The sequence below is a fragment of the Bradyrhizobium cosmicum genome (assembly GCF_032290525.1).
In the GTDB taxonomy this organism is placed as follows: Bacteria; Pseudomonadota; Alphaproteobacteria; order Rhizobiales; family Xanthobacteraceae; genus Bradyrhizobium; species Bradyrhizobium cosmicum_A.
In genome coordinates this window covers 49,777-74,918 of sequence record NZ_JASXTA010000025.1, presented here as the reverse complement: position 1 = coordinate 74,918, position 25,142 = coordinate 49,777, and the positions used below count along the sequence as shown (strand labels likewise).

The following is a 25,142-nucleotide window of genomic DNA, read 5'->3' as shown; positions in this document are numbered from 1 at the left end:
CTACCGGGAAGCGGCCGGTGGCCTGGCGTAGAGGCTCACATGCGCTCCGGTGTAGTCCTCTTTCCAGCCCCGCTCGCCAACGAGGAACTGCCGTAGCTGCTCGTGTCCTCTGACCCAGAGCACCGCGTCGATCCTGTATTTGCTGATCACCTTGTCCCAGCTCGCCGCGTCGATTTCCCACCGGACCAGCTTGAGATAGTCGTGCAGCAAATCGTCCGGATAGGCGGTCGCCGCGCGGCCGTCGACAAACAGGGGCACCGAGCCGTGCGTCCGGAAGATCAGGAGCCCGCCGATGTTCCAGTGGTTCAGCACGTGCGCACGCGAAACATGCGCCTTGAGATAATTGGCGTCCTCTTCCGAGAGCATGTCTGGCAAGGCCAGCGCCAGCCTCACATGCACGAACGTCAACGGCAGCAACAGGACACCAACCACGCCTGCCGCCAGCATCGCGCGCTGGACGTCGAATCCCGCAAGGCCTTTCGGCAATAGCCGGTCGATGTGAAGCGCCATCGGGACGCTCGAGAAGATGAAGAAGAACGCGGCGTACCTGAACTGATAGAGACCAAGGGCCAGGAACAGCCAGGCAAGCAGGCGCGCTTCCAGCGGAACGCGCGCCGTGTTTCGGTACCACAGTTCGAGCGCGACGAACGTCAACGCGTAGACGATGCCGGGAATGCTCCCCGGTATCTGCACGTTCTGGGAATAGGAACGCCATTCGCCGATATCGGCCTGGACGAAATGCCCCAGTGTCGCTGTCACGCCGTCATAGACATGCCAGCCCAGCGGGTTGACGAAGATCGCGGCGAAACAGCCGGCGCCCGCCAGGACGTAATGCCGAAAATTTGCCCAGTCCCGCCGCAGCAGGGCGACGCCGCAGAAAACGCCGATGACGGGGAAGGCCAGCATGAAGCCGCCATGCAGATTGACCCAGAGCACCATCATCAGCGGCAACAGGTACCATGCGCGCCGCCGCAGACATTCGCCGTAGAAGACGACGGCGAACAGCATGGTCGCGATGTTCGGCGACGCCGCCAGATACATGTTGGGTGAGGCTTCGTAGCAGGGGTAGAGCAGGCACGCCGCAAACACCGCAATGCAGACCGCAGGCGCCGATGCGCCGCTGCTCAAGCCGCAGAAGGCGAGGTATCCGGCGATGATCGCGCCGGAGGCGACGACCATGAGGACGATGCCGGCAAAGCCAGCGTGCTGGTACAGCATGCTGGCCATCACGTCCCAGAGCCACGACAGATTGTACCAGCGCTTGTCTGCGAGCGTGAATGCCCAGGGATCCTGAAACGGGACCTCGCCTCGCTCCCTGATCAGGTCTCCGGCGGCGAGATGCCAGCCGAGATCATAATGACCAAGCAGAAGTGGCCCGTTCGACAGATAGAACACGCCGAGGAAAGCGATCAGGAAGAGGTAGACTTCGTAGTCGTGCAGGCGACGTCCGATGCTTGCGGGCGCTCCGCCAATCCCGGACCGGGACCAATTCTCGCGCACGTCCATCGGAGCTCTCACCACCGCAGCAGCCGCTGCGGGCCCTGCATGTTCTGGGTCTGCATCGACAGGCAGACATCGTTCGCTTTAGGGGAGAACGGCCTAAAGCTGAGTAAAGGAGCCCCGTTCCGAGTCACCGGAATGCAAATGGCTCCGGGCGATCAGCTCCGATGGTGCGGGCAGCCGGGGTCGAACCGGCACAGCGCTTGCGCGCCGAGGGATTTTAAGTCCCTTGCGTCTACCAATTCCGCCATGCCCGCTTGATCCAACGAGATCAAATACTTAAGTGCTTGTCCGGCCGTCTGGAATTGGCGCACTTCGCGAACCGGATGGGTGGTTCTTCCTTAAGCGAGCCGGGCGCGCAAGGCAAAGCCTCAATCCCGACATCTGTTGCTGCTTTAGGCATTCTCAATCTAGGGGGACTATTCATCCGGCATGGCTGCTTCGTTGTTTCATCGCCTGCGCGGCTCAGGCGCGCTTCTCGCGCTGCTTGCGGCGGGCGCCGCGCTGTCCGGCTGCGCCGGCATCAGCGAGACGGTCGCTCCGGCCTTCGCCGATCCCGGCAGGTACGAATTGTACGACTGCAAGCAGCTCGAGGCCGAGCGCAAGTCGTTGGCGACCCGCACGGCCGATTTGCAGAAGTTGATGGACAAGGCCGAAACCGGAGCCGGGGGCGCGGTCGTATCCGAGCTCGCCTATCGCAACGACTACGTCGCGGTGCGCGGCTCGGCGCAGCTTGCCGAAGACGCCTGGCGCCGTAACAGGTGCCGGGAGACGCCGCCGAATGCGCCGCCGTCGGTCTCGGCGGCACCGCAACCGCCGGTCATCAAGCCCGCCCCGAAATCCGGCAGCGCCGTTCGCTGAGCCGGCGCACCCGCACCCGCATCAGGGCCGCCACCCGTAGATCCAGTCCTGCCGCGCCAGCATGCGGTCCGGGCCGAGCGCGCGGATCGCGACATCGCGCGCGATCGCGAGCGGCCCACCGAGATGATAGATGCGGCCCTGCCGCCGCGCCGTCCGCTGCACACGCTGCACCCGCGCCTGGCGTGCGCGGCCATATTGCTTCAGCGCTGCAGCGATCTGCGCGGTGCTCTCTGCGGTCTCCAGGCTCAAATGCTGCGCGAGCACGGCGGCATCCTCGATCGCCATGCCGGCGCCTTGCGCGGCGAAGGGCAGCATCGCATGCACGGCGTCGCCGAGCAGCGCGACCGGACCGCTGCTCCAGGGGCAGCCGTCGGGCACACCGAACAGCGCCCATTTGCGCCAATTGTCGACAGCGGCGAGCATCATCCTTGCAGGCGGTGGCCAGCGCGGCGCCGCGAAGGCATCCATCACCTCGAACGGATCGCCCGGCGTGCTCCAGCCGGGCCCGTTCCAGGTGCCCGGCAGCACCGCCACTACGTTGATCTGGCGTCCGCCCGCGATCGGATAGGCGACGAGATGGGCGTTCGGACCCATCCAGAGCTGCACCCGCCGCGCCGTGAAATCCTTTGGCAGTTGCGTGGCATCGAGCGTTCCGCGCCAGGCGATCAGGCCGGAAAAGCGCGGCTGCACCTCGGGAAACAGATGCTGGCGTACCGTCGACCAGATGCCGTCGGCGCCGATCAGCGCGCTGGCGAGATCGCTGCGGCGGATCGTGCCGCTGCGATGGATTACCGTCAGTCCCCTGGCGTGGGGCGCAACATCCTCGAAGGTTGCACCTAATTTCAGATCGATGTCGGGATGGTCGGCAACCGCGCCGGCCAGCGCCGATTGCAGATCGGCACGGTGCACCACCCAATAGGGGGCGCCGGCCCGCACTGAGGCGGCTTCGCCAAGCGGCATGCGCAGCAGCTCACCGCCGGCCCGCGCGCTCATGACGCAGAGCGCCTCAGGCGTGACGGCGCGCAGCTTGAGGCGCTCGGTGAGGCCGAGCTCGACCAGCACGCGGCTGGCATTGGGGGAGAGTTGCAGGCCGGCGCCGACGTCCTCGAGCCGCTCGGCCTTTTCCAGCACGACGATGCGGAAGCCGCGGGCTGCGAGCGCGAGCGCGGCCGTCAGTCCGCCGATGCCGGCACCGGCGATGACAATCGTTCGGGAGAGCGCCACCCCTGACCGATGGGAACGGTCAGGCCACCTTGTCCTTCAGCACGCATTCCGGCGGACGGGCTTCGCCGGCCTTCAGGTCGGTGGCGAAGCGGTACAGCGTCGAGCAGTAGGGGCAGATGATCTCGTTGTCGTTGCCGAGGTCCAGGAAGACGTGCGGATGATCAAATGGAGGGTTGGCGCCGACGCACATGAACTCTTGCGAGCCGATCTCGATGACGGGAACACCGGCATCGTTATGGAAGTGCGGGACGACATGGTCGGACATCGTAGTTCATCCTGGAGTGGCAATGGCGGCAGATACAATCAAAAACTGACGCGGCCTTTTTGAGGCGCCGCGGACCATACTGACGGGTAGTGATGATTGCTAGTCCAGCGGAACCGAAAGGTTCACAGTTGCCCCATGTTCATTTGCTCATGCAAATTCGACACAATCTTGCGGCCTGAGAGAAGCCCTTCTTTCGTCGGGGACGTTGTGCCGCAATTTTGGCATACTATCTCTGCGGACGAGCGGAATTGCGACGAAATGCGAACCATCAGGCGCAAATGATCTCTGGACCGTCCGGGCTCTTATGACCGTTGGCATGAAGTGGCTGCGAATCAGCACAGCGTTGACCGGGATCGCGGCATGCAGCTTCATGCTCGCGCAGGTGGCGCCGCATGCCCGCGAGGCCGGCGCGCTTTTCGCCGCCCAGGACGATCCGGCCGCGCTCTCCGAGCTCAAGCTCGACGCGCTGCTGCGGCAGAACGACCGCCTGGTTCAGGACAATGTCGAGGCTGCGCTCGCCGCCGGCGATGCCGATCTTGCCGATAGCTTTGTCGCGCTGGCGCGCGACCGCAATATCGCGCTGCCCGACGACCTCCTGAGCCGCGTGAGCGATGCGGTCAAGGAGCAAAATTCCACGTCGTATTTCGCCAGGCGGTTTGCCACCGGCCTCGTCACCGGCAATGCCGACGATGTCGCGAGTCTGTCCGGGACGGTGGTCGGCGATCTCTTCGTGATCGGCGACATCAGGGACGTCGTCCGCGAGGGCAAGCACCTCGCCATGGGTGAGGACACCGATCGCCTGGTGCTGGGGCTTGCAACCGCGGGCCTTGCCGTGACGGCCGTGACTTACGTGTCCGTCGGCGGTGCCGCGCCTGTTCGCGCCGGGCTGACGCTGGTGAAGGATGCCCGCAAGGTGGGGCGGCTCAGCGAGGGGCTTGCCGCATGGGCCGGCCGGTCCATGCGTGAGGTGGTCGATACGCCGATGCTCCAGAACGCCGTCGCCAAGGGGTCTGTGTTCCGCCCGGGCGAGACCGTGAGCGCGATCAAGGCGGCGTTCCGTGCCGAGAAGGCGGGTGCATTGGTCCGGCTCGGCAAGGACGTCACGCGCGTCGCCGAAAAGACCGGCACGCGCGGCGCCATGGATACGCTGCGGATCGCACAGGGGCCCAAGGACGTCGCCCGTGCGGCGCGGCTTGCGGAAGCGCAAGGCAGCAAAACCCGCGCGATCATGAAGCTGCTCGGCCGCGGCGCGCTGCTGCTCATCGGCGGCATGTTCGATCTGGCGCTCTGGCTGTTCGGTGCGGCACTGACGCTGTTTGGCCTGCTGTCTTCCATCAAGGCGACCACCGAGCGCCTGACCCAGGCTTGGTGCGATCGCAGACGCGCGCGCCGGCTTCGCCGGGCGCAGATCGCCGCCGAAGCCGCTCTGGCGAGCGCGGCCCTCACGACCTGAAGCGCGGTGCGCTTTGGGTGAGTGTTTGAGCATGATGTTGCCGGAAAACCGCTGCACAGTTTTCCGGATCGTGCTCTAAGACCGACCCTTCCCCTCAAGACCTGCGGAACTGATGATGCCGAGCTTTCACAACGGCGCCGTTGAAATTGCCTATCTCGACGAAGGCGAGGGCGACCCGATCATCCTGGTTCACGGCTTTGCCTCGAGCAAGAACGTGAACTGGGTCTATCCGACCTGGGTCTCGGAACTGCGCAAGAACGGCCGCCGTGTCATCGCGCTCGACAATCGCGGCCATGGCGAAAGCGCGAAGCTCTACGAGCCCGCGCAGTATTCGATTCCCACCATGGCGGGCGACGTGCTGGCGCTGATGGATCACCTCGCGATCCCGCAGGCCGACATCATGGGCTACTCGATGGGCGGACGGATGACGGCCTGGCTCTCCCTCAACGAGCCGCAGCGCCTGCGCTCCGCGATCCTCGGCGGCATCGGCATCGGCGGCCTGATCGAGGGCACCGGTCCCGGCGAGAACGTGGCGAAGGCGCTGGAGGCACCCTCGCTCGACGACGTCACCGATCCCGTCGGCCGCACCTTTCGCGCGTTTGCCGACCAGACCCGTTCCGACCGCCGTGCGCTCGCCGCCTGCCTGCGCGGCACGCGTGACCTCATGACGAAGGATGAAGCCGCGCGCATCGACGTCCCCGTGCTGATCGCGGTCGGCAGCGCCGACGATGTTGCGGGCTCGGCCAGCGCGCTCGGCGCCATCGTCCCCGGCTCGGAAGTGCTGGATATTCCGAACCGGGATCACATGCGCGCGGTCGGCGACAAGGTCTACAAGACCGGCGTGCTGGATTTTCTCTCACGTCGCGGCTGAGGTCCCGTCTGCCGGCGGTCGTCGCCAAACCGACGCGCAATCGCCGTCAGCACCACGAAGGTCGCGAGCCACGCCATCCGGGCGCCGTAGCGGTCGTGCGGGCCCGAGATCACGCCGCAGATGAAGGCGTTGCCGAGCAGCGCCAGCGTGACGGTTGCGGCTAGCAGCGTCAGATCGTCCAGCCGGCGGTTCGCGAGCGCGTGCGCGAGCAGCGCGACCAGCGCCAGCATCGAGGCCAGCGCGACGGGAATATGCAGCCAGTTGACGTAATCGAAATTGACACCCCAGTGCTGCTGCCGCGCCGCGCGCATCGGCGCGGCCTGTGAGGGGATATAGCGTTCGATGATGCCGCGGGTGTGCGGGATCCAGCCATTGGTGCCTTCGCCGGTCGCGACATGCAGCAATTGCTGGCCCATCGCCCGCAGCGCCGCGCCGGCCTGCCAGGCCGGATAGTCTTTGAGCGATTGCACGACGATGTAACCCATCTCCTCGTTCATGTCTTCGAAGCGGCCGAGCGTGTTGAACATGCTCTTGCCCCACAGGAACTCGTCGGCGCTCGCCGGCAGTTCATTGCGATACGGACAAAGCTTGTAGCGCTCGCGCGGGCAATGATCGCCAAGGTAGCGCGCGACGATGCCGTCCTGCATCATGCGCCCGAAGGCCACGCCATAACCGCCGGGCGTCCAGGCCAACTTGCCGGACAGCGCATAATTCGCCGAGATCAGCATCAGGCCGCCGGCGACGATGGTCAGGCTCGCCTGCACCAAACCGGCAACGGGGAGGCGACGCCCGAGGAACGGCCGCGTCATCCAGCCGGCGACGCAGAGTCCGAGCAGCACGCCGAGCGTGGCACTGTGGGTCGCGGCGGCAAAAGCCGTGAAGACGAACAGCGAGATTTTTTCGAGCGCCGAAGTCCGGCTTGCGCCGACGATCAGCAGGAACAACGACAGGATCGAAAGCCCCGCGAAGATGTCGGTGAGCAGCATGCTCGCAAGCCATGGCAGCGCGGTCGACAGGATCAGCAGCAGGCTGATCGCAACGAAGCGGAACGTCTGCATCAGGCCGAGCACGCGCAAGCTGAGCTGCAGCAGCCATAGCGTCGCCAGCGACTGGACCGCCACGTTGGTCCAGAAGCCGAAGCCTTCTCCGTAATGCAGATAGAGGCCGAACACGGTGGAGCGGCTGGGGACGAGATAACTCTCGTACCAGCGCGCCAGATAGCCGCCGGTATCCCATTGCAACAGCGGATAGCCGTTCCAGAACGCCGGCGCGATCATGAGGAGGGGGAGGGTCACTGCCGCCCGCCGGAGCCAGAACGTATCAGCGGCGCGCGCGCGCAATTGATCGGTGGTGATGCTCAAATCCGCTCCGTCGTCTTCCGGACCATGCCCGCAATAGCCCTAGAGGCGGAATTCACCAATAGTTTGAGGCCGCACGGCTTGAATTTGGCAAAACCCTGACCATTTTGAGCCGACCCTGCCGCCCCAAGGCGTCAGGAGAAGTTATTGTGTTTCAACGCGTTGGCATGCTTTCGCCGGACAACGCACTGTTCACTCTCAGGCAAGCCCGTCAGGACTTTGTCGCCTAGACTGTGTTATAGAAGCCAGCAAAACGAGCCCATTCGAAAGAGCAGATTCCATGGCAGTGCATCAGGTCAATCCGGGAGGAAAGCTCGCAACGCTCGATCCGATCTGGGAGCGGATCCGCGGCGAAGCGGAGGACATCGTCCATCGCGAGCCGGAGCTTGCGACCTTCATCTATTCGACGGTGCTGCATCACAGCCGCCTGGAAGATTCGGTGATCCACCGTCTTGCCGACCGGCTCGACCACTCCGCGCTCTCGGGCGACCTCGTGCGCCAGACTTATGACGAGGCGCTGCGCGACGATCCCGATCTCGGCAACGCCTTCCGCGCCGATCTCGTCGCCGTCTACGACCGCGATCCCGCGACCTCGCGCTTCATCGACCCCTTGCTCTACTTCAAGGGCTTTCACGCCATCCAGACCCATCGCCTCGCGCACTGGCTCTGGCTGAAGGGCCGCAAGGACTTTGCGTACTATCTCCAGAGCCGCGCCTCGGCGGTGTTCCAGACCGACGTCAATCCGGCCGCGCGCATCGGCCGCGGCATCTTCCTCGACCACGCCACCGGCTTCGTCTGCGGCGAGACCGCGGTGATCGAGGACGACGTCTCGATCCTGCACGGCGTCACGCTGGGCGGCACCGGCAAGGAGAACGAGGACCGCCATCCGAAGATCCGTCACGGCGTCCTGATCGGCGCCGGCGCAAAAATCCTCGGCAACATCGAGATAGGCCATTGCGCGCGCATCGCGGCGGGCTCGGTCGTGGTCAAGCCCGTGCCGCACAACGTCACGGTTGCAGGCGTGCCCGCCAAGATCGTCGGCGAAGCCGGCTGCGCCGAGCCGTCGCGCACCATGGATCAGATGATCAACGCCATGGGACTTTGAGACGGGGCTTTGAACTCGAGAGAAAGGGCCGGATTCTCCGGCGCTTTTCGTCCCCGAATTCTTTGGCAATTCATGCTGGCGGTTCGTCGCGTCTCGGCTTAAAACCCCGCCAACCCAGATTTCGATTGGAGATTGCCGTGGACGTCAAGGAAGTCAGGAAGCTCGACGCGTATCTGAAGCGCGTATTCGGCAATCCCAAGATCCGCGTCGTGCCGCGGCCGAAGAAGGATGATTCCGCCGAGGTCTATATCGGCGAGGAATTCATCGGCGTGCTGTTCGTCGACGACGAGGACGATGATCGCTCGTTCCAGTTCCAGATGGCAATCCTCGAGGACGATCTCGTCGATCAGGAATAGTTCTGCGGTCGTGTCGCTCAACGGGGCCGCGCAGACGCGGCTCCGTACCTTTACCTCCTTGCAACAATGCGCAGCCGCGCCGTGGCATCCGCAACAGTGATGCCCTCGGCATCGACGAGCTCGGCTTGCACGATCATGTCGCGATCCGTCCGTTCGGTGACTCGCGCCTTTGCTGTGATCGCTCCGACCCTTGCGGGTTTCAGGAAGCGCGTATCGAGGCTCTTGGTGACCGCCGTCAGCTCGGGCGTGAGCGCCGCCAGCGCGCAAATCCCGGTGGCGGAGTCCAGCATGGCCGCGAGAAATCCGCCCTGAATCGTCCCGTGCCTGTTGGTGAATGCGCTCTGAGCCTGGAAGCGGATCAGCGCATGCCCGCTCGCGTCGAAGCCGAGCCATTCGCGTCCCAGCAATTGGGCGCCCGGTGGAAGATGTGTAGCCGCATCGTTCAAGTCGGTCGCCCCATGATGACACCATACCCCTGTTTTGCCCGACGGGTCAATCGGACTTCGAAAAATACGAAGTCGTGACGGGCGCTTGGCTACTGTGCATGGGGTTGTTTTCGCGATTTCTTGCGGAAGGCTCCAGCCAGGCCCCGCAAACCGATGTCGCGACGGGGGTAGGAGGCCCGCGCTCAGCCCTTCGGCCCGCGCAGCTGCGCCGTCAGCCGGTCCAATGCTTCCGCCACCTCGCGCCATTGCGACAGCCAGCTCCGCGGAAAGCGGAAGGTGAGATCGGCGCCGCCGACCCGGCGCTCGGAGAGGCACATGCCCGGCGTCGCCGCATCGCGGGTGCAGCGCGCGGTCAGGGCGGGGCTTGCGGCAGAATAGAGATCCTCGCTGCCATAGGGCGTATCGCTGCGGAACATCCGCATCGTCAGCCCGTCCTGCGGCATGGCCGCGGTCTGGTCGAGATAGCGCGGATAGATGGTGGCTATCCGCTGCTCCGGCGCCGGCGCGTCGTGATGCGCCGAGATCGACAGGAAGACGCGGTCGATCGGCTGCATCGCCTCCTCGACGGTGTCGGCGGTGACGTGCTTCGGCGCGCCCGGCGGCTCCAGCGAGGGATACAGGAAGTCGAGATCGATGCGCTCCTGCGGCCCGGAGTGCCGCTGGATCTTCATCCGGATCGCGGTTGTCGGAACATTGAACAGCGTGCCGCCGACGCTCACCGGCAGTCTGTCCGGAGCGTTCGCGCCGCCACTGCCCCAGGTCGGCCACAGCAGATAGGCAACGAGCGCGATGGCGCCGGCCGCGGCCGTGCCGCTGAGCACGATCGGGACGACATGCGCGCGGGGGCGCTTGCTGGAGGACCTGAGGGGGGCTGCCGAAAAGACCGTCATGAGCTGCGCGTAGAGCCGGAGGTCGGCCGCTGGCCGACGAATCAGCGGCGAATATGCCACGCGGCGGCGAATTCGCGCAGCTTTCCCGGCTACCGAGACCGGGGGAGGGCCCTGCGCAGACCGGCGGGCGTTGTTAACCTTCCCTTAAGGATAATGTAGCGTTAACCGGCACTCTTTGTCACAGGAAGGCTCCGGCGTTGCGTAAGGGCGGACTGTTCCGATGACACCTGAGGCTTTCAATACCTTCTTCTCGATCTGCATCGGTTTCGCGCTCGCGGGCGCGCTCGTGAACGGGTACCAGGCGTTTGCGCAGCGGCCTGCCGGTTTCGGCCTGTTGCAGGATGGCGTGGCGCCGAAGACCTTCGCGGCGGTGCCGTTCCTGGTGTTCGCCGCGCCCTTCATCATCATGCGCAACACGCTCCGCGGCATGCGGGTGGAAGCCCGCCGTGTCGAATTCGTGATGATGGCGACCCTGATCGCCGGCTTCTGGAGCATGATGAGCGGCACCTTCTTCCTGATGACGCTGCGCGCGGCTGGCGTTCTGGTCTGACGCGTCCGAGGCGAGGCCGCCCGCGGCCTTTGCCTCCGCGCCGCCGTTTCGCTATGGCTGGGGTTGACGCGACAGGAGACCTCCATGGCGATCTACGAGCTCGACGGGCAGGCGCCCGATCTTCCCGCCGACGGCAACTACTTCATCGCGGAGACCGCGACCGTGATCGGCCGCGTACGGCTGAAGCCGGGCGCGAGCGTCTGGTTCGGCGCGGTGCTGCGCGGCGACAATGAGTGGATCGAGATCGGCGAGGGCGCCAACGTGCAGGACGGCTCGACCTGCCACACCGATCTCGGCTTTCCGCTTGTCATCGGCAAGAACTGCACCGTCGGCCACAACGTCATCCTGCACGGCTGCACCATCGAGGAGGGGGCGCTTGTCGGCATGGGCTCGATCGTGATGAACGGCGCCAAGATCGGCCGCAACAGCATCGTCGGCGCCGGTTCCGTCATCACCGAGGGCAAGGAATTTCCCGAACGCTCGCTGATCATCGGCTCGCCGGCACGGGTGGTCCGCACGCTCGACGATGCGCAGGTCCAGCGGATGGGGAGCGCGGCGAAGTTCTATGTCGCCAACGGCCCGCGGTTCAAGAAGGGCCTGAAACGGATCGGCTGAGATATGCCCGCGGACCGTGTGCGCACCGCATTCCGGTTCCGTACCGTAAAAATACCGGCCGATACCTTAATTCTCCGCTAGCGCGGCCATGCCCATCATGGAGCGTTTTCAACCAGGAGGAGCGGCGCCATGGGCGTTGCGGCGCTGGGATCCGGACTCGGCGCCGGGACCAAATTCTTGAAAAAGATCGTTCGTTTCATTCGCGGCGCCGACACGCTGAGCGTTGCCGAGAAGGTGTACAGCATCGCCGGCTTTCTGGCGATCGTCACCACCTTCCTGCTCGTGATGTCGATCCAGACAGTGCGGCTGCAGACGACCTACCGTCACATGCACGCCTCATCGGCCGAGGCGGCGATCAATGTCGGGCGCATCAACGCGCTGATCTATGCCATCGTGATGGAATCGCGCGGCATCTACATTTCCGCCGATCGAGGCGCGTTGAAGCCATTCGCGGACGGGCTGCTGCGCCGGAACCGCGAGCTCGCCGAAGCCGTGAAGGCCATGGAGCAAACCGTCGGTGACGACGACGCCGCGCTGTTCGCGAGCTTCCGCCAGCGCATCGTGCAGTTCATCGATTTCCGTCGGGAGCTGGTGCGGCGTGGGGTCGAGATCAGCCCGGCGGCGGCGCGCGAATGGGGCGACAATGACGCCAACCGGACGCTGCGCAACAAGCTCAACAGTGATCTCGAGGCGCTCGAACGCATCTACAGGGAACGCGCCCGTCAGGCGGATGATCTCGCCAACGAGAACCATTACGCTGCCGCCTATCTGTTCGCGCTCGGGCTTGCGGCGCTCCTCCTGGCGGGGTTGAACGTCGTCGTCGTGCGGGCGTCCGTGGTCGGGGCACTCGCCGAGATCACGCAGGCGACCGACCGGATCGCGGACGGCGACGTCAAGAGCCAGGTGCCGCATCTTGGCCGCCACGACGAGATCGGACATCTGGCTCGCGCCGTGCAGCACTTCCGCGACGCGGTCGCCCGCATCTTCGAACTGGAGGAACTCGAGCTCGGCACCGCGCAGGCGCGCGATGCGGCGATGACCGAGCGGGACAAGTTCAACGACAAGTATCAGGCCAAGAAGTGGCAGCTCTCGGCTGCAATCAACAGCATGCCACAGGGCCTGATCATGCTCGATGCCAAGGCGGCCGTGGTCGCAATGAACGGCAACTACCGGCAGATCTACAACCTGGCCGAGACGATCCAGGCCGGATCGACGCTCGAGGAAATCCTCCAGCACCGGGTCACGAGCGGATTGTTCAGCGGCGACATCACGAAATTCCTCGCGGCGGTGCTCGACCGGATTGCCAGGCGCGAGCCGGCGACCTCCGAGATCAACCTGAACGACGGCCGCACCATCAAGATCTACGAGCGTCCGATGGACGGCGGCGGCTGGGTGTCGGTGCAGGAGGACGTCACCGAACAACGTCAGCGCCAGCGCATCCTCGAGCGGATGGAGCGCTTCCTCGCCACCATCATCGAGAATGTGGCGGAAGGCATCATCGCCAAGGATGCACGCAACCTGCGCTACGTCTTCGTCAACAAGGCCGCCGAGAAGATGATCGGCATGTCGCGCAGCGAGATCATCGGCAAGACCGCGCGGGAATTGTTCTCCCCGGAGACGGCCGAATTGATCGAGCGGCGCGACCGGCAGCTTCTCGCGCAGAATCAGCAGCTCGAACCGGTCGTCGATGTCATCGACAATCCCACGCGAGGACGCCGCGTGATCTCCGCCCGCCGGGTCCAGATCGGCGGCGCCGGCGAGGAGTCCCACACGTTCGTCACCATGATCGAGGACCGGACCGAGACGATGGTGGCGGCCGCATAGCAATCGGCTCGCGCCGCGCGTCAGCTTCCCTCGGATTCGCGGGCCTCGATCGCGCCCGCGACCTTCTCGTGGCCCGCCGACCACAGCGCATGCTCATCGCTGCCGTCTTGGTACGGATTGGCTTCGGCGGGGATGTTTTCGCGCGCGGCGCGTTCGCCCTCTGCAAACGGATCGCGATCTTTCATCGTGATTTGCCTTCCTGGCTCTTGGATGCGGGGCCGACTTGTCGAGTGTGTCGTCGTCGCACGCGATCAGATTGAGCGAGCCCATCGCTTTCAAGCTGATGTGACGACATTTGTTCCGGAACCGGTCTTCGCTGCAGCGGTTGACCGGTAAAGGAGAGTTTCCGATGGTTGCATCGTCCGCAAGCGCTTCAATCAAGACAATGATTGTGATCTTCGCCCTCGCGGCGGCGCCGGCCGCATCGTTCGCGCAAACGACCGGCGGCGCAGCCGGCTCCGGTGGACCGACCGGAGGTGTCGCCAACTCTCCGGCTCCGCCGCCCGGTACCAACAGCCTGGGCACGGCCCAATCGTCCGGTCCGAATGCCGCCTCTGGAGTTACCACCGGCACCGGCACCGGCGCAGGCGGGGCGGCGGATGCCACCGTCAACGCCGAGAACCGTATGCTCGACAAGAAGCTCAAGAGCATCTGCCGCGGCTGCTGAAGATCGCGCGGAAGTGAGACAGCGAGGCTGTCAGGAAGGCCCGGGTGACGTTAGCTTGGTCCTGCTGTGAAGCGTGGAGCGTTTCCACGCGGAGGATCGAGTGATGTTGCGGAAGATGATGATGGCGGCCGTGGCCGTCGCGGCGGTCGGGCTGTCGGTGCCGCAGGCGGCGCAGGCGGGAGGCGGTTTCGGGCATGGCGGCGGTTTCCACGGTAGTGGCTGGCACGGCGGCGGCTGGGGACATGGCGGCCACTGGCATGGCGGCGGCTTCTGGCCTGGGATCGCGATCGGGGCAGGTCTGGCCGGCGCCGGCTACTATGGCGGCTATTACGGTTACCCCAATTACGGCGGCCCCTATTACTCTGGTACCGGCTACGACGATGGTGGTTATGGTGGCTGCTACGTCGTGCGGAAGCGCGTCATGACGCCGTCAGGCTGGCGTTTCCGCCGCGTGGATGTCTGCGAATAGCATCGCCACCGGACCCACTAAAAAACAAGGCCGTTGACGCAGTATACCGTCAACGACCTTGCCAGCCCCGGACATTGAAATCGGCTCACGCCATCCGGTGACGGCGAGCATCGCGCGGAATCATACCGGCGAATGTGATCCAGTTCACAAGTCGAAAAATTTAAAATCGCGTCCCGAGCCGCTCAGCCGCGGGAGCGCTTGCGCGCGCTGGCGTGGACGCGGTGTCGCGCCGGTTTCCCGCGGGTAACCGAAGGCGTTTCGGCTTCGGTGGCCCGGGCACTGGCAAAGGACTGCCGTAAGCCGTCGATGGATTCGTTCAGCGCCGTGACCTGGTCGGACAGGCGCTTGGTGTCGGCCTGCTGCGCCGCCATCAGGCGCTTCATGGTCTGGAGCTGGTCCTGCACCACCTGGAGCTGATCGATCGATTCCTGCTGGGTCGCCTCCAGCCCCTTGGTCTTCTCGACCAGCTGCTCGGAAGCCTGGGCCGTGCGGGCCTGGAGCTGCCGCGACGCCACCACGCGGTCGGATTCGGGAGCTGCGCCGGTATAGGCGCGCCAGATCGCAATCGAGGTGACCCCTGCGATCAGGAGCAGAAGCGCTGCGGCCGTCAGCGCGATCGGCTGGGCGCCAAGGCGAAGCAGGGGATTGGACGGTGTGTCCTGTGCGAGATCGATCATCGCTGACAAAACCCAAATTGAAACTTGGTGAGTGGCGAAGAGCGGCAACCCCTTGGGGCAGCCGGGACGTCCCGAAAGTGTTACTGTTCGGCAACAAATGGGACCAAAAAGAGGCTGAAGGCCAAAAAAGCAGGCAGGGCCTGGCTTTAAGCACCCGGCGCCGGGACCGGGCAGCGGGAATCAGGGCTGAAACGACGAAAACGGCCCGGAATAGGTTTTCGATCGGGGCGCCGCATATGGCCCGAGCCGGGAGGTCTTCAGCTCCAGCCGCACCAGCGATTCGGCGAGCGTCACTGCTGCGGCAACGCCGTCGACGACAGGCAGGCCGTGGGTAACGGCGAGTTCGGCGGCAAGGTCGGCCATGCCGGCGCAGCCGAGCACGATGGCTTCCGCCCGGTCGTCGTGGATCGCGGCGGCGATCTCCGTGGAGATTTTTGCGAGCGCCTCAGTGTTGCGCTGTTCGAGCGCGAGCACGGGGACCTCGGCCGCGCGGACGCGGGCGCAGCGCTCAGTGAGGCCGTATTTCCGCAAATTGTGTTCGATCGGCACGATGGAGACACCGAGCGTCGTCACCACGGCGAAGCGCGCGGCGATTAGGCTTGCCACGTGGAAACCGGCTTCGCCGATGCCGATCACCGGCGCCTTGGCTGCGGCGCGCGCGGCGTCGAGGCCGGTGTCGTCGAAGCAGGCGATGATGTGGGCGTCCGCACCGTCACGATCGGCGTCGCGGATGCAGCCGAGCATGCCGGGGACAGCAAAGGCTTCGTCGTAAAATCCCTCGATCGAGACCGGGCCCATCGCCGGCTGGCGCGCATCGATCAACGTGTCGGGCAGCGCGACGCTGCGCGCCGCAGCGGCGATCTTCGCCGTCATCGACGCGGTGGTGTTCGGATTGACGACGTGCAGTCGCATCGCGATCAGACAAGCCCCTTGTCAAACAAGCCCTTTGCCGGCGTCCGAGCCCTTGGCCGCCTGCCGCTTGTTGAGCATGTGGATGGTGCCGAGCGCAAGCGTGATCACCGTGAACGACACCGCCGAGATCACGGTGCCGAGCGCATAGATGTCGGGGTTCGTCACGGTGGTGGTGAGGCCCTGCAGATCGAGTGGCAATGTATTCACCGCGCCGATCGCCTGGCTGGAGCGGGCGAGCTCGTCCCAGGACAGCGTGAAGCCGAACAGGCCGATGCCGATCACGGACGGCAGGATGATCGGCAGCACGACATGACGAAAGGCCTGCCACGGCGTCGCACCGAGATCGCGCGCGGCTTCCTCGAGGCGCGGGTCGAAGCGGTTGAAGATCGCGAACATGATGAGCAGGCCGAACGGCAGCGTCCAGGTCAGGTGTGCGCCGAGGCCTGATGTGAGCAGGCCCATCGAGGTCTCGAAATTCTCGTTCCAATGCGCCTTGATCAAATCGTCGATGATGCGGAATTCCAGCGAGATGCCGAGCGAGGTGATGATCGAGGGAACGATCAGGCTCGCGATCGCCGAGTAGAACAGAATGCTCTGCGCCTTGAACTTGCGGCGGAAGGCCATGCCGGCGGCGACCGACAACACGACGGTGACGATCATCACGATGATGCCAAGCAGCAGCGAGCGGCGGAAAGCCGCGCCGAGATCGACGATGCCGGTGCCCTGGAATAGTTTTTCGATCCAGAAGGTCGACACGCCGTTCATCGGAAAGGTGAGGCCGCCCTGCGGGCCCTGGAACGACAGCACGTAGATCGCGATCATCGGGCCATAAAGGAACAGCGTGTAGGCCGCGAAGAAGATCGCGAGCACGTAGAAAGAGCGCGGGCGTCCCTCCTTCATGCTCTAGAGCTCCTTCTTGATATCGACGATGCGCGACATCATGGTGATGATCAGGAACGTGATGACCAGCAGGATCACGGCGTTGGCGGCGGCGGCCGGGAATTGCAGCGCGTTCACCCGCGTCTCGATGATCTTGCCGGCGGCCGCGATCTGCTGGCCACCCATCACGCCGATGGTGATGAAGTCGCCCATCACGATGGTGATGACGAAGATCGAGCCGATCACGATGCCGGGTTTTGCCAGGGGAATGATGACGTTGACCAGCGTCTGGAAGCCGGTGGCGCCGGCGTCGTAGGCCGCCTCGATCAGCGACTTGTCGATGCGCACCATCGAATTGAAGATCGGCACCACCATGAAGAAGGTGAAGAGGTGGACCAGCGCCAGCACCACGGAGAATTCGGAGAACAGCAGCCATTCCAGTGGATGGTTGATCAGCCCCGTCTTCACCAGGCCTGAGTTCACAAGGCCGTTGCGGCCGAGCAGCGGGATCCACGCGATCATGCGGATGACGTTTGAGGTCCAGAACGGGATCGTGCAGAGCAGCGACAATCCCATCTGCCAGGTCTTGGACTTGACGTGGAAGGCGAGGAAGTAGGCGACCCAAAAGCCGATGAAAAGTGTGATGACCCAGACCAGGAAGCACAGCTTCAGCGTCTTCAGGTAGGTTTTGGCGATGGTGCAGAGATCGGGGAGCTGCGCGATGCAGCCCTCGAACGTGTCGGTGTAGCCGCGGCCGGAGAAGGCCGGCAGCAGCTGGTACTCGTTGTAGTCCCAGAACGAGACGATGACGACGAAGACGAGCGGGATCAGGAAGAAGGCGAGAAACACCAGCATCATCGGCCCGGCCTGGAGCCAGGAGATGAAGGAGGGCGACAGGCGCGTCGGCTTTGCGGCGCGCGCTGTGCCCGACCCCGGGATCAAGCCCGGGGACGCCTGTTGCAGGATGTCCTCTGACGTGTCCATCAAATTACGCCGCGATGAACTCGTTCCATTTGCGGACCATGTAGTCGTTCTCGTCCATCACTGCGTTCCAGCAGGCCACGCCGCCCATGCGATCTTCATAGGAGCCGCCGTCGCGCACGGCGCCGGCCTTTTCCAGCAGCGAGCCGTCGGGCGCCTTGATGTCCTTTTCGGCCGCCTTGCCTTCCATCCAGTAGGCCCACTCGTAGGGCTCCATGTGCGCCTTGGCGGTGGAGAGCACGGCCGAGTAGTAGCCTTGGCGGTTGAGATAGGCGCCGGCATAGCCGGACAGGAACCAGTTCACGAACTCATAGGCCCATTCGAGCTTTGCACCCGAGACGCCCTTGGACACGCAGAATCCCGAGGCCCAGGAGCGATAGCCTTCCTTGAGCGGCTGGAAGGTGCAGGGAATCCCCATCGAGCGCACCTTGGTCACCGCCGGCGACCACATCGACTGAATGACAGTTTCACCTGATGCCATCAGGTTCACGCTCTCGTTAAAATCCTTCCAGAAGGCGCGGAACTGACCGGCCTTCTTGGCCTCGATCATCACCTTCATGGTGAGATCGATCTCTTCCTTGGTCATGTTGCCCTTGTCGGCATATTTGTACTTGCCGGTGGCTTCCACGACCATCGCGGCATCCATGATGCCGATCGAGGGGATGTTGAGGATCGAGGCCTTGCCCTTGAATTCAGGATTGAGCAGCTCGGACCACGAGCTGATCGGGCGCTTGATGATGTCCGGGCGAATGCCGAGCGTGTCGGCGTTGTAGACGGTCGGGATCAGCGTGACGAACTCGGTCGCCGACGTCGCGAATTTCTTGGAGTCCTTGCCTTCGAGATAGAGCACCTTCCAGGGCGCGGTGCCCTGGTTGCCGATCTTCTTGCCGCCGGGCGTCTCACCCTTGGTGAAGACCGGCGTGATGTTGCCGAATTCCTTGATCTTCCTGGCGTCGAGGGCGAGGATGTTGCCGGACGGCACCAGCTTCTTCAGCGAGAAATATTCGGTATCCAGCACGTCGAAGGAGTTCGGCTGCGTCATCACGCGCTTGGTGACGTCGTCGGTGGTCGCGGTGATGTATTCGATCTTGATGCCGGTATCCTTCAGGCACTGCTTGGAGATGTCGTCACCTTCGTTCACGGCGGTGCCGAGATAGCGCAGCACCTTCGTCTCGGCCGACTTCACATAGGGGAAGCCGGTGATGGCGCCGGAGCCGGCGGCAAGGCCGGCGATGCCTGCGGTGCCCTTGAGCAGCGTGCGGCGGCTGACGCCCTTCGTCCTGGTGGTCTCGGTCATATCAGTCACTCCTCTGTTGCGCATTCCACTGATCGATCGGCGCTATTGCAGGCGCTGCGCCTTGGCGGGATCCCAAACGGCCAGCACGCGGTCACCCGGACGGAACGGGTGGACGTCGAAGGCGGCCTCGGGGAGGTGGGAGAACAGGGCGGTGCCGTCGTCGAGCGTGAGCGAGACGGCGATATAGGAGCCCTGATACTCAGTCTGGGTCAGCAGCGCCGGCGCGCCGATCGCGCCGTCAGTGAACGGCGAGATGCCGAGCTGATCGGCGCGCACGGCGATGAGTTTGCCTGCGTCGCTGAGCACGTTGTGGCCGCCGATGAAGCGCGCCACGAATTCGGTGCGGGGATGGTGGAAGATGTCGCGGGCCGTGCCCTGTTGCTCGATCCGGCCGTGGTTCATCACCACGATGTGGTCGGCAAGCGCCATCGCCTCCTCCTGGCCGTGGGTGACCTGGATGAAGCTGATGCCGAGCTCGCGCTGAAGGCGCTTCAACTCGCCGCGCATCCTCACCCGCAGGAACGGATCGAGCGCGGACAGCGGCTCGTCGAGCAGCAGGATCTGCGGCTCTGTGATCAGCGCGCGGGCGAGCGCGACGCGCTGCTGCTGGCCGCCGGAAAGTTGCGCCGGCAGCCGCGCCGCATAGGGGATCATCGCCACCAGCTCGAGCAATTCGCCAGCGCGCTTGTGCCGCGTCGTGCGATCGACGCCGCGCATTTTCAGGGCAAACGCCACGTTGTCGAGCACGGTCAGGTGCGGAAACAGCGCATAGGACTGGAACATCATCGCCGTGCCGCGCTTGGCGGGCTCGAGATCGGTGACGTTCTGCGCGCCGAGGATGATGTCGCCCTCGCTGACCGCCTCGTGGCCCGCGATCATGCGCAGGGTCGAGGTCTTGCCGCACCCGGAGGGGCCGAGCAGGCAGCAATAGGTGCCGGCCGGGATTTTCAGATTGACGGTGTCGACCGCCAGCGTCGTGTCGTAGCGTTTGGTGACGGCGACCAGTTCGAGAGCGGCGGGAGTGGCCATGGCGTGTCCGAGGCGAGGGCGATGCTCCGCCTCTCTCCGCAAGGTCCGTGCCAATCGCCCGCGGTCAGTCAAATTCCGAAACAGTGCAGCGGAGTCAGATTGTTAGATCGAATCCCGTGCGTCGGGGCGGCTCGCCGCTTTCGCAGTTGCGTGCACACAAAACAGGCGCAGATTGTATAATCTTTCGCCTGTGATTGGATACAGCTCGTCGATTAGGATTCGAGGCCATATTCGCCGATCGAGCCCTCACACCCATGGCTGCCAAGACTCGCCCGAAATCCGATGCGCCAGATGCGAGCGATCGCGTCAGCCGTATCCGGGAAGGCGTGACCGCGGCGATCCTCGAGCATCGCCTGCTACCGGGCACGAAGCTCGGCGAGGACGAGATCGGCGAGATCTACGGCGCGAGCCGCACGCTGGTCCGCACCGCGCTCCAGCAGCTTGCGCATGAAGGCATCGTCAACATCGAGAAGAACCGCGGCGCTTTCGTCGCGCGGCCGACGCCCGCCGATGCGCGCGAAGTGTTCGAGGCGCGCCGCCTGATCGAGCCCACCATAGTCGATCGCGCGATCGACGCAGTGTCGCCGGCCTGGCTCGGCCGTCTCGGCCAGCATCTCGCCGAGGAACGCGAGGCGGAATTGCGCGGCGATGCGCGCGCTTCAGTCCGGCTCTCCGGCGAATTTCACAAGCTCGTCGCCGAGATGAGCGGCCACAGCATCTATCTTGGCTTCCTCAAGGAACTGATCGCGCGTTCCTCGCTCATTATCCTGCTCTACCGCCGCCACGACACGCCGGCCTGCGGCACCGACCATCATGCCGGCATCGTCGCCGCGATCCGCAAGCGCGACAGAGAGGCTGCGCGTGCGCAGATGCTGTCGCATCTCACGGAAATCGAGGCCGAGCTGTTCCTGAAAGATCCCGCCGCCGACGAACTGCGGCTAGCGGACGTCCTGGGCGCTTGACACGCGCGGCTCGCGAGCCGTCAAAAAAACTCCGCGACGGAGCTGAGACCTGCGTCAAGGGCCCAGTTCGGATTCGGCAGCGAACTGTCCGTCAGGTGTAATCTCGTATTCGCTGCCTCGCGATCTCAGCCATCCGGACCTGACCATCTCCCGCGCGACTTGCACGGAGCAGATCGGGTGATTGCCCCCAGGGTAATACAGCCTGTCATTCGGACCAACAGGTGGCCGTACAGCTGAGCCTGGCGCAGTGCCCTGCGCATCCCGGGCGATGGGGTTTTCATATCCGTTCAAGCGCGAGCACGATGAAGGTTCCTAAAGCCGCTCGGCCTTTGATGACACCTTCTCAACCGGCGGGGCGAATAGGAACCCCGCATCCTGCCGCATCGTTTGTTCTCTCGAGGAACAATGTCATGAACGTACGAGACGAGCACACCCGATCGCCCTGGATGGATGTTTTGGTCGCCGATGCTCCGTCGCTATCGAGCACGGTGGCCACGGACGTCGCGGTCATCGGTTCCGGTATTGCCGGGCTGTCGGTCGCCTATGAGCTCGCCAGTCGTGGACGTTCGGTCGTGGTGCTGGACCGCGGCCGCATTGGCAGCGGGATGACGGCGCGCACCACCGCGCATCTGGCGACGGCGCTCGACGACGGCTACGACGAACTGGTCAGGGTGCGCGGTTCTGATTGTGCGACTCACTACTATCAGAGCGTTGCAGCCGCGATTGATCGCGCCGAGGCCATTCAGCGCGCCGAGCGCATCGATTGCAATTTTCGGCGAGTCGACGGTTACTGGGTACTTGCGTCGGAGACGCCCGCATCCGTGCTCGACGAGGAATTGAATTGCTGCCGCAAGCTTGGGATTCCCGTCGAAGAGTGCGTCGAGCCGACCCCGTTCCATGCCGAAGGTCTGGTGCGTTCGTTGCGCTTTGCGCGCCAGGCGCGCCTGCACCCGACCAAATATCTCGCGGGTCTCGCCGGCGCGCTTCAAGGCCAGGGAGCACGGCTCTACGCCGACACCTGTGTCGAAAGCATCCGCCAGCAGCATGGCGACATGGTCGTGACGACCACCTCGGGCCACGAGGTCCGGGCGGCAGACGTGGTGGTCGCGACGAACTCGCCTGTCAACGTGCGGTTGGCGATCCATACCAAACAGGCGCCTTACCGCACCTACGCGCTCGCCGCCAAGCTCCCGGTCGGCGCGCTGGAGGACGCGCTCTATTGGGACACACTCGATCCCTATCACTATGTCCGGCTGCAGCCGTTCTCTGCCGGCGAGGATCTCGTGATCATCGGCGGAGAAGATCATAAGTCAGGCGAGGCGGACGACGGCGCGCAGCGCCTTGCCGCGCTCGAACGCTGGGCGCGCGATCGCTTGCCGGACCTGCGCGAGGTCACTCATCGATGGTCAGGTCAGGTGCTGGAGCCAATCGATTTTGTCGGCTTCATTGGCCGCAGCCCCGGCGAGGAGCATCTCTTCGTCGTCAGCGGTGATTCCGGGCAGGGCATCACCAATGGGCTTGTGGCCGGCATGTTGCTTACGGATCTGATCACGACGGGCGCGAGCGCTTGGGAGGACGTCTACGCCCCATCGCGGAAGATTCAGAAGAACATCGGCGAGTTCATCAGCGAGAACATCACTCCGCTGAAGAATCTTGCCGAATATCTGACAGCAAGCGAGATTGCGAGCGTCGAGGGGCTGCGGCCCGGGGAAGGGCGCCTTGTCCGCAGCGGCCTGAAAAAGATCGCCGCTTGCCGCGACCGGGGCGGAAATCTGCATCTGCATTCGGCAAGTTGCACCCATCTCGGTTGCGTTGTGCACTGGAATTCGCTGGAGCAATGCTGGGATTGCCCGTGTCACGGCTCGCAGTTCGCTCCTGATGGCACCGCACTGAATGGGCCTGCGGTGTCACCACTCGGCGGCGCCGAAAAGCCGGCCGATCTTGAAGCCGCAGAGTGACGCGCGCGCGACGCGGCCCCGGAACTATTGCGGCTCCAATCCGAGAGTCTTGATCGACTCGAGCCAGACCGGCCCTTCCTTTTCGTAGAGCGCAACCGAGGATGCGCGATCCATTGCCGGCTGGTCGACACCGAAGGCTTCGAGCAGCTTCTGCACGCGCTCCGTCTTGCCGCCTTCGACCATCAGCTTGGCGAGCGTTTCGATCCGGTCCGCCGGTGTCGCAGCGGGCGCCACCAGCGCCGTGAAGCTGGTGAGCTGGAAGACTTTGCCCGTGACCCCTTGCTCGACAAACGTCTTGGTCTCGGGCAGCTTCTTCATGCGCACCGGTGTCGGCACGGCAATCGGGCGGCCGACGCCGGTATCGAGCACCGGAAGCGCGGCCTGATAGCTGCCGACAGCCGCCTGGATCACCCCGGCGGCAAAATCCTGCCACATCGGCGCTTCGCCGCGGTAATGCACGATGGAAATGTCGAGACCGAATTGCCGGTTGAGCTCGGCGATCGCAATGTGCGCGAACGAGCCGATGCCGTATGAGCCGGCCGTGACCTTGTTGCTACCCGCATAGGCGACGAATTCTTCCAGCGTCTTTGCATTGGTGGCGGAATGGACCACCAACGGCAGATGTCCCGAAGGCGTCATCGCGACGATCGTGAAATCCTTGTCCGGATCATAGGCCAGCGATTTCAGCAGCAGCCTGTTACCGAGCAGGGTGGACGAGATGGTGTACATCAGCGTGTAGCCGTCCGCCGGGGAATCCTTCACCAATTGCGCCGCCAGCGCGCCGCTGGCCCCGGTCTTGTTCTCGACGACGACCGGCTGGCCGAGCTTCTGCGAGATGTAATCGCCGTAGGCCCGGGCGAAGGCATCGGTGATGCCGCCCGGCGGCGTGGAGACGACGATCCTGATTGCCCGGGTGGGCCAGGCTTGGGCCCAAGCCGACCCAGCTGCGGCCAGCGTCAGGCATGCAATCGCGGCAGCCAGAATTCTCGCGGATGTCCGCACTTCGGCCTCCCTTTTCCCTGTCTAGTTGGGCAGCCGGCAGCCACCGCAACGAGGTGTCACATGGGCAAGGTGGAGGGTCAAGAAATCAAAATATCGTTTCACTGTGTGAAATGATCACGTCCGGTCAGCAGAAGGAGCGCCCGCCGCAGCAAGCTTGGCGCCGAGCGCCTCGGCAAGCGCCGAAGCGACCTTCTTCATCGGAGGTACGAAGCGGCGTACGCCGTCCTCCAGGCCGACCGCTTCGCGAAGCATCATCACGTTCATGCTGCCGAACAGCCGATTTCGCAAAACGATGGGTACGCCAATCGCCCACACTGCGCCGCCGAAGACGCGGCGGCTGTAGGTCTCGTCCATGACCGCGAAGCCGGCGTCGCGGATCGTGCGCAGCACCTTGGCGAGCCTGCCGGGATTGCGCGCCAGATCGTTCCAGGGCTCGGGACTGAGGGCAAGGCGGGCGGCGATGCGCTCCTGCTCGGCAGGCTCGCAGAAGGCGAGATAGGCGCGTCCCATGGAGGTGCCCAGAACGGGAAAGCGAAAGCCGGGCGGCCGGCTGAAAAGCAGCGATCCGTCCACGCGCGTCGTGTGGGCGATGACCATGGATTCCTGATCGAGCACGGCGATGTCTGACGGCCAGTGGATCTGCTTGCGGAACTTGTTGAGAATGGGTTCGGCGATGCCGCCGATCCAGGTGGGCTCGTCATAGCCGGCACTGAGCAGCAGCGTCCGTCCTGTTGGCGCGTAGCTGGCCGGCTCGGCACGGCGCATCACATAGCCTTCGTGCTCCAGCGTCTCGAGCATGCGAACGATCGTTGCCTTGTTGAGGCCCGTCGCCTTGTGCAGAGAGCCGACGGTCGACTGCCGCTCCTGATTGATCGCCCGTAAAACCTCGAGGCCCCTGGACAGCGCGGTGACGGGGCGGAACGACGGCATGGCAGCTCCTTGTGATTTTCTGTGCCGCTTCCCAACGATGCAACCGCCGGATCAGTCAACA

General features: G+C 64.5%; 27 protein-coding genes and 1 tRNA gene. 12 read left to right on the top strand and 16 right to left on the bottom strand.

Going from position 1 to position 25,142, the window contains the following annotated elements; translation table 11 throughout:
• Complete coding sequence (locus QSV46_RS32940; RefSeq protein ID WP_314961338.1) at window positions 1–1,506, bottom strand: hypothetical protein; 1,506 nt, start codon at window positions 1,504–1,506, stop codon at window positions 1–3.
• Between the two features lie 162 nt (window positions 1,507–1,668).
• Window positions 1,669–1,757, bottom strand: a tRNA-Leu gene (locus QSV46_RS32935).
• A gap of 175 nt (window positions 1,758–1,932) precedes the next feature.
• Here QSV46_RS32935 and QSV46_RS32930 point away from each other — a divergent pair.
• Window positions 1,933–2,361 (top strand): twin-arginine translocation pathway signal, encoded by a 429-nt coding sequence (locus tag QSV46_RS32930; RefSeq protein ID WP_314961335.1) that lies wholly within the window; start codon window positions 1,933–1,935, stop codon window positions 2,359–2,361.
• 21 nt (window positions 2,362–2,382) lie between these two features.
• Here the strand turns inward: QSV46_RS32930 and QSV46_RS32925 are convergent, their stop codons facing one another.
• Entirely contained in the window at window positions 2,383–3,585 is a 1,203-nt protein-coding gene (locus QSV46_RS32925) for an FAD-dependent monooxygenase (protein WP_314961333.1), read from the bottom strand.
• A 19-nt stretch (window positions 3,586–3,604) separates the two neighbouring features.
• On the bottom strand, window positions 3,605–3,850 hold the full coding sequence (locus QSV46_RS32920) for a zinc-finger domain-containing protein (protein WP_008140025.1): 246 nt from the start codon (window positions 3,848–3,850) through the stop codon (window positions 3,605–3,607).
• A 316-nt stretch (window positions 3,851–4,166) separates the two neighbouring features.
• Here QSV46_RS32920 and QSV46_RS32915 point away from each other — a divergent pair, with 316 nt between their 5' ends.
• Both QSV46_RS32915 and QSV46_RS32910 read left to right on the top strand, forming a co-directional pair.
• A complete protein-coding gene (locus QSV46_RS32915) occupies window positions 4,167–5,303 on the top strand; it encodes a hypothetical protein (RefSeq protein ID WP_314961328.1) in 1,137 nt (378 codons plus the stop codon).
• Between the two features lie 115 nt (window positions 5,304–5,418).
• A complete protein-coding gene (locus QSV46_RS32910) occupies window positions 5,419–6,174 on the top strand; it encodes an alpha/beta hydrolase (RefSeq protein WP_314961325.1) in 756 nt (251 codons plus the stop codon).
• On the opposite strand, the gene QSV46_RS32905 is transcribed toward QSV46_RS32910, so the two are convergent.
• Window positions 6,132–7,535, bottom strand: a complete 1,404-nt coding sequence (locus QSV46_RS32905) for a hypothetical protein (protein WP_314961322.1) — start codon at window positions 7,533–7,535, stop codon at window positions 6,132–6,134. The two genes, QSV46_RS32910 and QSV46_RS32905, sit on opposite strands and share 43 nt — an antisense overlap.
• A 277-nt stretch (window positions 7,536–7,812) precedes the next feature.
• Between QSV46_RS32905 and cysE the strand changes: the two genes are divergently transcribed.
• Complete coding sequence (gene cysE / locus QSV46_RS32900; RefSeq protein ID WP_314961318.1) at window positions 7,813–8,637, top strand: serine O-acetyltransferase; 825 nt, start codon at window positions 7,813–7,815, stop codon at window positions 8,635–8,637.
• Window positions 8,638–8,774: 137 nt separating this feature from the next.
• Window positions 8,775–8,993, top strand: a complete 219-nt coding sequence (locus QSV46_RS32895) for a DUF3126 family protein (RefSeq protein ID WP_007602550.1) — start codon at window positions 8,775–8,777, stop codon at window positions 8,991–8,993.
• Window positions 8,994–9,043: 50 nt separating this feature from the next.
• Here QSV46_RS32895 and QSV46_RS32890 read toward each other — a convergent pair whose 3' ends face one another.
• Complete coding sequence (locus tag QSV46_RS32890; RefSeq protein ID WP_314961216.1) at window positions 9,044–9,439, bottom strand: PaaI family thioesterase; 396 nt, start codon at window positions 9,437–9,439, stop codon at window positions 9,044–9,046.
• 182 nt (window positions 9,440–9,621) lie between these two features.
• On the bottom strand, window positions 9,622–10,329 hold the full coding sequence (locus tag QSV46_RS32885) for a hypothetical protein (RefSeq protein WP_314961214.1): 708 nt from the start codon (window positions 10,327–10,329) through the stop codon (window positions 9,622–9,624).
• Window positions 10,330–10,549: 220 nt separating this feature from the next.
• Between QSV46_RS32885 and QSV46_RS32880 the strand changes: the two genes are divergently transcribed.
• The 3 genes from QSV46_RS32880 to QSV46_RS32870 all read left to right on the top strand — a co-directional run bounded on the left by QSV46_RS32880 (window position 10,550) and on the right by QSV46_RS32870 (window position 13,318).
• A complete protein-coding gene (locus QSV46_RS32880) occupies window positions 10,550–10,879 on the top strand; it encodes a DUF6949 family protein (RefSeq protein WP_314961212.1) in 330 nt (109 codons plus the stop codon).
• Between the two features lie 84 nt (window positions 10,880–10,963).
• The gene (locus tag QSV46_RS32875; protein ID WP_314961210.1) at window positions 10,964–11,494 is read left to right on the top strand and encodes a gamma carbonic anhydrase family protein; all 531 of its coding nucleotides are present in this window, start codon (window positions 10,964–10,966) and stop codon (window positions 11,492–11,494) included.
• Between the two features lie 177 nt (window positions 11,495–11,671).
• Complete coding sequence (locus tag QSV46_RS32870) at window positions 11,672–13,318, top strand: PAS-domain containing protein (RefSeq protein ID WP_314961209.1); 1,647 nt, start codon at window positions 11,672–11,674, stop codon at window positions 13,316–13,318.
• Window positions 13,319–13,338: 20 nt separating this feature from the next.
• Here the strand turns inward: QSV46_RS32870 and QSV46_RS32865 are convergent, their stop codons facing one another.
• On the bottom strand, window positions 13,339–13,503 hold the full coding sequence (locus QSV46_RS32865) for a hypothetical protein (protein WP_314961207.1): 165 nt from the start codon (window positions 13,501–13,503) through the stop codon (window positions 13,339–13,341).
• Between the two features lie 164 nt (window positions 13,504–13,667).
• Here QSV46_RS32865 and QSV46_RS32860 point away from each other — a divergent pair, with 164 nt between their 5' ends.
• Together QSV46_RS32860 and QSV46_RS32855 are read left to right on the top strand one after the other, a co-directional pair.
• Window positions 13,668–13,985, top strand: coding sequence for a hypothetical protein (locus tag QSV46_RS32860; protein WP_314961205.1), 318 nt, complete (start codon window positions 13,668–13,670; stop codon window positions 13,983–13,985).
• A gap of 103 nt (window positions 13,986–14,088) precedes the next feature.
• Window positions 14,089–14,454 (top strand): hypothetical protein, encoded by a 366-nt coding sequence (locus QSV46_RS32855; protein WP_314961203.1) that lies wholly within the window; start codon window positions 14,089–14,091, stop codon window positions 14,452–14,454.
• Window positions 14,455–14,636: 182 nt separating this feature from the next.
• Here the strand turns inward: QSV46_RS32855 and QSV46_RS32850 are convergent, their stop codons facing one another.
• The 6 genes from QSV46_RS32850 to QSV46_RS32825 form a co-directional block, all read right to left on the bottom strand.
• The gene (locus QSV46_RS32850) at window positions 14,637–15,131 is read right to left on the bottom strand and encodes a hypothetical protein (RefSeq protein ID WP_314961202.1); all 495 of its coding nucleotides are present in this window, start codon (window positions 15,129–15,131) and stop codon (window positions 14,637–14,639) included.
• A gap of 180 nt (window positions 15,132–15,311) precedes the next feature.
• Window positions 15,312–16,043, bottom strand: a complete 732-nt coding sequence (locus QSV46_RS32845) for an aspartate/glutamate racemase family protein (RefSeq protein ID WP_314961200.1) — start codon at window positions 16,041–16,043, stop codon at window positions 15,312–15,314.
• 21 nt (window positions 16,044–16,064) lie between these two features.
• On the bottom strand, window positions 16,065–16,943 hold the full coding sequence (locus tag QSV46_RS32840) for an ABC transporter permease (RefSeq protein ID WP_314961199.1): 879 nt from the start codon (window positions 16,941–16,943) through the stop codon (window positions 16,065–16,067).
• 3 nt (window positions 16,944–16,946) lie between these two features.
• Window positions 16,947–17,906, bottom strand: a complete 960-nt coding sequence (locus QSV46_RS32835; RefSeq protein WP_314961198.1) for an ABC transporter permease — start codon at window positions 17,904–17,906, stop codon at window positions 16,947–16,949.
• A 4-nt stretch (window positions 17,907–17,910) separates the two neighbouring features.
• Entirely contained in the window at window positions 17,911–19,200 is a 1,290-nt protein-coding gene (locus tag QSV46_RS32830) for a PotD/PotF family extracellular solute-binding protein (RefSeq protein ID WP_314961197.1), read from the bottom strand.
• Window positions 19,201–19,242: 42 nt separating this feature from the next.
• On the bottom strand, window positions 19,243–20,229 hold the full coding sequence (locus tag QSV46_RS32825; RefSeq protein WP_314961195.1) for an ABC transporter ATP-binding protein: 987 nt from the start codon (window positions 20,227–20,229) through the stop codon (window positions 19,243–19,245).
• Window positions 20,230–20,483: 254 nt separating this feature from the next.
• On the opposite strand from QSV46_RS32825, the gene QSV46_RS32820 reads away from it, so the two are divergent.
• Together QSV46_RS32820 and QSV46_RS32815 are read left to right on the top strand one after the other, a co-directional pair.
• Window positions 20,484–21,191, top strand: a complete 708-nt coding sequence (locus QSV46_RS32820; RefSeq protein WP_314961194.1) for a GntR family transcriptional regulator — start codon at window positions 20,484–20,486, stop codon at window positions 21,189–21,191.
• Window positions 21,192–21,601: 410 nt separating this feature from the next.
• On the top strand, window positions 21,602–23,149 hold the full coding sequence (locus QSV46_RS32815) for an FAD-dependent oxidoreductase (protein WP_314961192.1): 1,548 nt from the start codon (window positions 21,602–21,604) through the stop codon (window positions 23,147–23,149).
• A 24-nt stretch (window positions 23,150–23,173) separates the two neighbouring features.
• On the opposite strand, the gene QSV46_RS32810 is transcribed toward QSV46_RS32815, so the two are convergent.
• Together QSV46_RS32810 and QSV46_RS32805 are read right to left on the bottom strand one after the other, a co-directional pair.
• The gene (locus tag QSV46_RS32810) at window positions 23,174–24,151 is read right to left on the bottom strand and encodes a tripartite tricarboxylate transporter substrate binding protein (RefSeq protein ID WP_314961190.1); all 978 of its coding nucleotides are present in this window, start codon (window positions 24,149–24,151) and stop codon (window positions 23,174–23,176) included.
• A 114-nt stretch (window positions 24,152–24,265) separates the two neighbouring features.
• The gene (locus QSV46_RS32805) at window positions 24,266–25,081 is read right to left on the bottom strand and encodes a helix-turn-helix domain-containing protein (protein ID WP_314961188.1); all 816 of its coding nucleotides are present in this window, start codon (window positions 25,079–25,081) and stop codon (window positions 24,266–24,268) included.
• Window positions 25,082–25,142: the final 61 nt, after the last annotated feature.

Coding starts and splice junctions, on each gene's coding strand:
- QSV46_RS32880 (WP_314961212.1), top strand. CDS start 10,550: ATGACACCTGAGGCTTTCAATACCTTCTTCTCGATCTGCATCGGTTTC.
- QSV46_RS32855 (WP_314961203.1), top strand. CDS start 14,089: ATGTTGCGGAAGATGATGATGGCGGCCGTGGCCGTCGCGGCGGTCGGG.
- QSV46_RS32885 (WP_314961214.1), bottom strand. CDS start 10,329: ATGACGGTCTTTTCGGCAGCCCCCCTCAGGTCCTCCAGCAAGCGCCCC.
- QSV46_RS32845 (WP_314961200.1), bottom strand. CDS start 16,043: ATGCGACTGCACGTCGTCAATCCGAACACCACCGCGTCGATGACGGCG.
- QSV46_RS32820 (WP_314961194.1), top strand. CDS start 20,484: ATGGCTGCCAAGACTCGCCCGAAATCCGATGCGCCAGATGCGAGCGAT.
- QSV46_RS32930 (WP_314961335.1), top strand. CDS start 1,933: ATGGCTGCTTCGTTGTTTCATCGCCTGCGCGGCTCAGGCGCGCTTCTC.
- QSV46_RS32815 (WP_314961192.1), top strand. CDS start 21,602: ATGAACGTACGAGACGAGCACACCCGATCGCCCTGGATGGATGTTTTG.
- QSV46_RS32915 (WP_314961328.1), top strand. CDS start 4,167: ATGAAGTGGCTGCGAATCAGCACAGCGTTGACCGGGATCGCGGCATGC.
- QSV46_RS32940 (WP_314961338.1), bottom strand. CDS start 1,506: ATGGACGTGCGCGAGAATTGGTCCCGGTCCGGGATTGGCGGAGCGCCC.
- QSV46_RS32910 (WP_314961325.1), top strand. CDS start 5,419: ATGCCGAGCTTTCACAACGGCGCCGTTGAAATTGCCTATCTCGACGAA.
- QSV46_RS32860 (WP_314961205.1), top strand. CDS start 13,668: ATGGTTGCATCGTCCGCAAGCGCTTCAATCAAGACAATGATTGTGATC.
- QSV46_RS32825 (WP_314961195.1), bottom strand. CDS start 20,229: ATGGCCACTCCCGCCGCTCTCGAACTGGTCGCCGTCACCAAACGCTAC.
- QSV46_RS32865 (WP_314961207.1), bottom strand. CDS start 13,503: ATGAAAGATCGCGATCCGTTTGCAGAGGGCGAACGCGCCGCGCGCGAA.
- QSV46_RS32840 (WP_314961199.1), bottom strand. CDS start 16,943: ATGAAGGAGGGACGCCCGCGCTCTTTCTACGTGCTCGCGATCTTCTTC.
- QSV46_RS32835 (WP_314961198.1), bottom strand. CDS start 17,906: ATGGACACGTCAGAGGACATCCTGCAACAGGCGTCCCCGGGCTTGATC.
- QSV46_RS32830 (WP_314961197.1), bottom strand. CDS start 19,200: ATGACCGAGACCACCAGGACGAAGGGCGTCAGCCGCCGCACGCTGCTC.
- QSV46_RS32850 (WP_314961202.1), bottom strand. CDS start 15,131: ATGATCGATCTCGCACAGGACACACCGTCCAATCCCCTGCTTCGCCTT.
- QSV46_RS32875 (WP_314961210.1), top strand. CDS start 10,964: ATGGCGATCTACGAGCTCGACGGGCAGGCGCCCGATCTTCCCGCCGAC.
- QSV46_RS32920 (WP_008140025.1), bottom strand. CDS start 3,850: ATGTCCGACCATGTCGTCCCGCACTTCCATAACGATGCCGGTGTTCCC.
- QSV46_RS32805 (WP_314961188.1), bottom strand. CDS start 25,081: ATGCCGTCGTTCCGCCCCGTCACCGCGCTGTCCAGGGGCCTCGAGGTT.
- cysE (WP_314961318.1), top strand. CDS start 7,813: ATGGCAGTGCATCAGGTCAATCCGGGAGGAAAGCTCGCAACGCTCGAT.